Source organism: Streptomyces sp. NP-1717 (assembly GCF_022695985.1).
In the GTDB taxonomy this organism is placed as follows: domain Bacteria; phylum Actinomycetota; class Actinomycetes; order Streptomycetales; family Streptomycetaceae; genus Streptomyces.
The window spans coordinates 1-5,627 of sequence record NZ_JAAPBF010000330.1; the positions used below are offsets into that span (position 1 = coordinate 1).

General features: G+C 61.2%; 4 protein-coding genes. 1 reads left to right on the top strand and 3 read right to left on the bottom strand.

Annotated features, from left to right (window positions below; genetic code table 11):
- Nucleotides 1-622: ATP-binding protein (locus tag GXP76_RS33540; protein WP_242575398.1), on the top strand; the 622-nt coding region annotated here is incomplete at its 5' end.
- A gap of 185 nt (nt 623-807) precedes the next feature.
- Here GXP76_RS33540 and GXP76_RS33545 read toward each other — a convergent pair.
- The 3 genes from GXP76_RS33545 to GXP76_RS33555 form a co-directional block, all read right to left on the bottom strand.
- A complete protein-coding gene (locus GXP76_RS33545) occupies nt 808-1,029 on the bottom strand; it encodes a hypothetical protein (RefSeq protein ID WP_242575399.1) in 222 nt (73 codons plus the stop codon).
- Between the two features lie 1,116 nt (nt 1,030-2,145).
- Entirely contained in the window at nt 2,146-2,733 is a 588-nt protein-coding gene (locus tag GXP76_RS33550) for a suppressor of fused domain protein (protein ID WP_242575400.1), read from the bottom strand.
- Between the two features lie 17 nt (nt 2,734-2,750).
- Nucleotides 2,751-5,573 carry a hypothetical protein gene (locus tag GXP76_RS33555; RefSeq protein WP_242575401.1) on the bottom strand — a complete coding sequence of 941 codons (2,823 nt, stop codon included), beginning with the start codon at nt 5,571-5,573 and terminating at the stop codon, nt 2,751-2,753.
- Between the last annotated feature and the right edge of the window lie 54 nt (nt 5,574-5,627).

Genomic DNA, 5,627 nt, shown 5'->3' on the forward strand with positions numbered 1-5,627 from the left:
GTCGGCGGAGGTGATCGCGGCGGATCTGGGCCTGGACCTCTACACGGTCGATCTGGCGACGGTGATCGACAAGTACGTGGGCGAGACCGAGAAGAACCTGGAGCGCATCTTCACGGAGGCGGCGGGCGTGAACGGAGTCCTGCTCTTCGACGAGGCGGACGCGATCTTCGGCAAACGCTCGGACGTGAAGGACGCGCACGACCGCTACGCGAACGTGGAGAGCGCGTATCTGCTCCAGCGGATGGAGTCCTTCGACGGCCTGGCCATCCTGGCGACCAACCTCCGCGCCAACCTGGACGACGCCTTCACCCGCCGCCTGGACCTGGTCACCGACTTCCCCCTCCCGGACCCCACTCAACGCCTCCTGCTGTGGGAACGCTGCCTGGGCCCGCTGCTGCCGCGGGGCACGGACCTGGACCTGGACTTCTGCGCGACCAACTTCGAGTTGGCGGGAGGCAACATCCGCTCGATAGCGGTGACTTCGGCGTATCTGGCGGCGGAGTCGGGGGGCGCGGTGACGATGAAGACGCTGATCCACGCGATCCAGCGGGAGTACCAGAAACTGGGCCGGCTGACGCTGGCGTCGGAGTTCGGGCCGTATCTGGGGCTGGTGCAGGGGTGAGGCCGCTGCGTGCGGGTCAGACCTTGACGATCCGGACCCGGTCCCCGCAGAGCATGGCCAGGCCTTCCGGCCGGGAGACCGCCCAGTTGGATCGAGCGGAGTTCACCTGAGGGTGGTGCGCTTCAAGCCGCGTTCCCCACCCCGCCGTCGGCGTCTCCGCGCAGGAGGGCACGGGCGGCGTCGATCTAGGCATCACTGAAGGCACCGTGCTCCGCCTCGTGAGCGGCGGTGAGCTCGGCAAGGATGTCCCGCTCGATCTGACGCTGCACGGCGGCGTCCACGTATGCGGAGAACCCCCGCTTACCCACGCGCGCGCGAACGGCAGCGATGGTGCCCGAGTGCAGGCTGACGGAGACCTTGGCGGTGGGGCCTTCACCGACCCCGTAGTTGACCTCGACGTCACTCATGACCGCATTCTCATACACAAACTAGGAGAATGTTGACTTCCCACTCGGGTCACGCCAGCTCTCCCGACCTCGGATCCGGCCCAACCGTGGGAACGCCGCCGGGCTCCTCTCCTCCCCCCAGCAGCACGAACCTGGACTTCCGCGCCTCCAACTTCGAACTGGCAGTGGCAACATCCGCTCGATCGCGGTGACTTCAGCTCCTTTGGCGGCAGGCGCCGGGGGGCACGGCGACTATGACGACGCAGGCGATCCAACTCGAATACCAGGAGCTGGCCGGCTAACCCTGTCCTCGGATTTCGGTCGGCATCTGGGACTGGTGCTGGGGTAAAGACTCCTTGGTGCGGCAGCCGATGGTTCGCCGCCCGGCGTTCGCCTGCAACCCCTCCAATCCTCACGCGGTCGATGCACACCGTGTTCTTCCGGCAACATGGCCTCACCAGAATATTGGGGGCAATCACTCACGATATCGCCACCCCGCATCAACTGTGTTGCTCCGCAACGGGCGTGCTTCAGATTCCCCTTAGGGGGAAGGCGCATATGATGGCGCTGGCTTTGGCGCCTCCTGATGGGCTGTTATGCCATTCATTCCGATCAGCATTGAGAAGAGCGTGACGACTGCGACCCCCACGAGTAAAGCGGCCCCCAGGCGCTCGTTGCGGTACGCGGCATAGATTGCGCCACCGCCCAGAGCAAGGACTACGGCAGTTGCGGGGTCAAGATGCATGACCATTGGGCTCTCTCTCAATATGGGGGCCCATCAACCATCTCAGTGATCAAGCCCCCTCCAGGGAAGCCACAGTAGCGGACTCCCCCTTCACGGAACGTCGGGCCGAATCAGACAGCCCAGATAACGCAGAAATTTTCAGGAAGACTACCCAGCATGAGGGCGTAGCTGGGTCAACGTTCGCCGAAGAAATATAGAAGTAAGTCCGGGATCAACGAAGGAGGTCAACGCACAAAAATGACAGCCAAAGCTCAGGGAATTACCCGGACAGGCAACAACCATTGCCGCACGGAAAACAGAGCACAAAGATAATTCAGTCGCTTAATACCCGCGAAGTAGAAAGAATAATATCGAAGGAGAGCTCGACGCGGCTCAAAATCCACCTCTACTGTTCACACCGTCGAATCCCGATCAGGATCCGTCTCATCCATTCCTCGAATTCTGAGAGCACGGTAAGCGAGGTGTCGGTCCGCGTAGGATTCGACAAATTTCATTTCCTCCGCAAATAAAGGAACTACCCGGAGACAGCCGATCTCGGCAAGCGGCTGGGGAAATCGAAACCCATCGACCGAATCCCAGTCAACGAGCATAGCGGTGTTAAAACGCAGAAATACCGGGAGCGAGACGTTCGTCAAGATCTGTCCGTCGTGGAAAAGATGGCCACCCTCCAGCGGCACCTCCGCCAATTCGACCAGCGCTTCTGCTAAGGCAGCGGCAGCGCATTCATCAAGAGATCCCCTGATCTCGATTCCTAATTCACAGGGGAAATCCACACAGATTTCTTGCGATCCAAACCCAGCAGTCGCCAGCAACGTTAAATTTCCTTGTGGAATAATCCGTTCGGCCTCGAGCGGAAGGTAGACCACCACGGCAGAATCCCCGGGAGGCGGCTCCGTGCGAGAGAATCGACGCACGCGAGTGGCAGGGCCATACAGCTCCGCGTACGCGGCGATGACCGATGCAATGAATGAATCATCCATGAGTCAGTGTCCTCTCGTCATGATTCGCTCCACCAAGATTCGTGGCTGCCGCGCTCCTTGGTCGGCAGTTCATAATTTGGTGCGGCGCGCCCACTCGCCGCCGACTCCTTTTTATGTTCTGGACCATGATAGTTATCTGGATTAGAGTTCCAGGCCAAGTTTTGCGCTCGAGTCTGCTTGTGTCCTATTTCTTTCCAGTGTTCAGAGGCGCCGATCGGGCCATGCCCGAGTATGGCATCAGGGAACTCGAAGTCCGGATATCTTTCGGAATCCACGACACTCTCGTAATGAGCATGATTTACGTGAAAACTCACATCCTCTTTTTCACTCTGCGTGGCGACTTTGAGCGCCCCGCCCTGGTCGATACTTCCACGCAATCCTTTGCTGAGTATCTCTAGGCCTTCACGATCAGTCTTGAGTGGATTTACATAACCATACATATACCTATTCTTCTTATTTGCCCTGCCCGGCCCGGCGGCTGTTGGATCGAAGGTGTACTCATAGGGCTCCGGCGTACGAAAGACGACCCCCTCCACTTTCCAATCTTGGATTATCCTTCGCACGGTCCGCTCGGCCAAGTTCAGAAAAGCCTTTAAGTCCTGCGATGTGAACGGGTTTGATTTGAATTTATCCCTGGCATCCTGGAGTTGCTTTTCCTTGGAAAATCCAAGGAGATTCTGTACCGCAGCGACCGAGTTACGCAGATTTACTTGAGCACTCACAATATTCCTCTTCGCGCCTTCGAGAGTCGCGTCCGTGGCCGCAGCCTTCTTCTTTTCCTCGTAGTCCGCCAGCGCGCCCTGAAGAGACGCAAAGTCGGCCTCTACTCTATCGATCTTTTTGGCCGCATCGTCGCCGCTCCGGTCAGCTGCCCTTTCTCGAAAGTTCTCAATTGCCGCCTCGACCGGGTGCGCTTCGCTGGCCAACATTGGCACGTGCCGCCCGCTGACGTTAGTAATCCACAGGCGATGGGATTCGGCATGCACAGTCCATGTGAGGATCTTACCGACCGGCCCGTCGCCAGTCTTTCTGACGGTTGGAGAACTCTCGTGACGATTCTCGTTTTTCCCGCTGCCCCTTTGCTTCCCTTTGAGATTTGACCAGAGCGCCTTGCCCTTCTTGGCTATGAAGTCGACTATCTTGTCAATCGCGCGGTTGACCGGGCGCGACACCGACTGGAAAACCGAGCGGACCTTGTTGGCGAGGCCGCCGATGCCGAGTAGGGCCGCGAGGAAGCCGATCAGGAGCGGGACGCTTGCGGCGAGGGCGGACTCGATCAGCTTCGGGACGCCCGCCTGGGCGCCATTCGCGATTTGGATTACCGCGTCCAGCACCGCGTTGACGAAGTCGATGATCTGGGCGCCCTGCGTCACGATGAACGTGACGATGTCGATGATCCCCTTGACCGCGCGGACAAAGGCGGACGCGGGATTCAGCAGGGAGAGGATCCAGGTGATCCCCGCGATCAGGACCGTCGGGATCAGGTACGTCGTCAGTTTGGAGAGGATCGTCGCCTTGAGGTCGCCCGTCTCCGCCTGGATTTCCTTGACCGCGCCGGCCGGGCCCTCGCGGGCCAGGCTCTGGGCCACCGGGACCGAGGATTCGACCTGGGACATCGCCTCGTCGGGGACGCCCTTGCGGGTGATGCGGGCGCGGATGTTGTCCCAGGTCAGGCCCAGTAGGGAGCTGATGATCTGGATGATGCCCTTGAGGTCGAACCGCGCGGGGAGTTCCAGGCCCGCCTTGACCGCCGTGCCGAGCAGCCAGGACACGACGCCGGTCTTGAGGTGGTCGGCGATGTTCGTGATGAAGAGGTTCAGGCCCGCGCCGACCGCCCTGACCAGATTGCCCAGGAAACCGATCGGGTCCTTGATGATCTTCATGATCGCCGAGGCGGCCTTCGCGAGAATGCCGAGCAGCAGGTTCTTCAGCTCGTTGATCGTCTTGATCGCGCCGACGATCGCGTCCTTCGCCTTGTCAATCAGCCCCTTGTTCGCCTCCTGGAGTTTCTTTATCTCCTCGTCGATCTTGTTCAGCGCCGCCGTGTACTTCGTGGCCAGGTCCTGGACCAGTTGTTCGGACTTCTCGTCGACCGTCGCTTCCAGGTCGTCGAACTTCCCCGCGAAGTCCTTCGCCGCCTCCTCGCCGAACGCCTTCAGATCCGCGGGGAGTTTGTCGACCTCGGCCTTCAATTCGGCGCGACCCTTGGCGATACGGGCCTTCGCCCGGCCCAACTCGACCCCGATGATGTCCGCGACGGACGAGATCACCGTCTGCATCTTCGAGACGTAGAGCTTGCGAGCCTCCTGGTAGAGGTCGTTCGCCTCCTTCGGCAGCCCGGCGAATTTGTCCTTGACCCAACGGCCCTTGCCCGTCAGGCCCGAGTACCGCTTGTCCTTGTACTTCTTCATCCGGCGCTTGTGGTCCGCCGTGAACGCGTCCCGCGCCGCCTTCTCGCCCGACGTGAACGCTGTGTCGACCTTCTTGTCCAGGCCGGAGAGCGTCTCCTCGACGTCCTTCTTCGTCCCGTCGTAGACCTTCTGGAGCTTCGCCGTGACCTCGGCGCGCTTCTTCTCGTCCTTGCTCTTGGTCTCGCCCTTTCCGCCGTCCACCTGCTTCCCGGCCGCGCCACGCGTCGCCGTCAGGGCCGACATCGCCTGGGCGCCGGACGCCGCCGCGCCCTCCTTCGCGGCGGCCAACTGCTGGTCCTCCGCCGCCTTCCCCTTCGCGGGGGCCTTCGCCGCGTCGGCCTCGGAGGTCTTCTTCGCGGACAGCGCCTCGTTGAACTCGGGCTCGTTGCCCTTCGCCAGTTGCTCCTCGGTGACCTCCGCGTCCGCCATCGCCCGGTCGTTCTGCGCGGGGCCCTCGGAGAAGTCGGTGACGGCAGGGGGTTG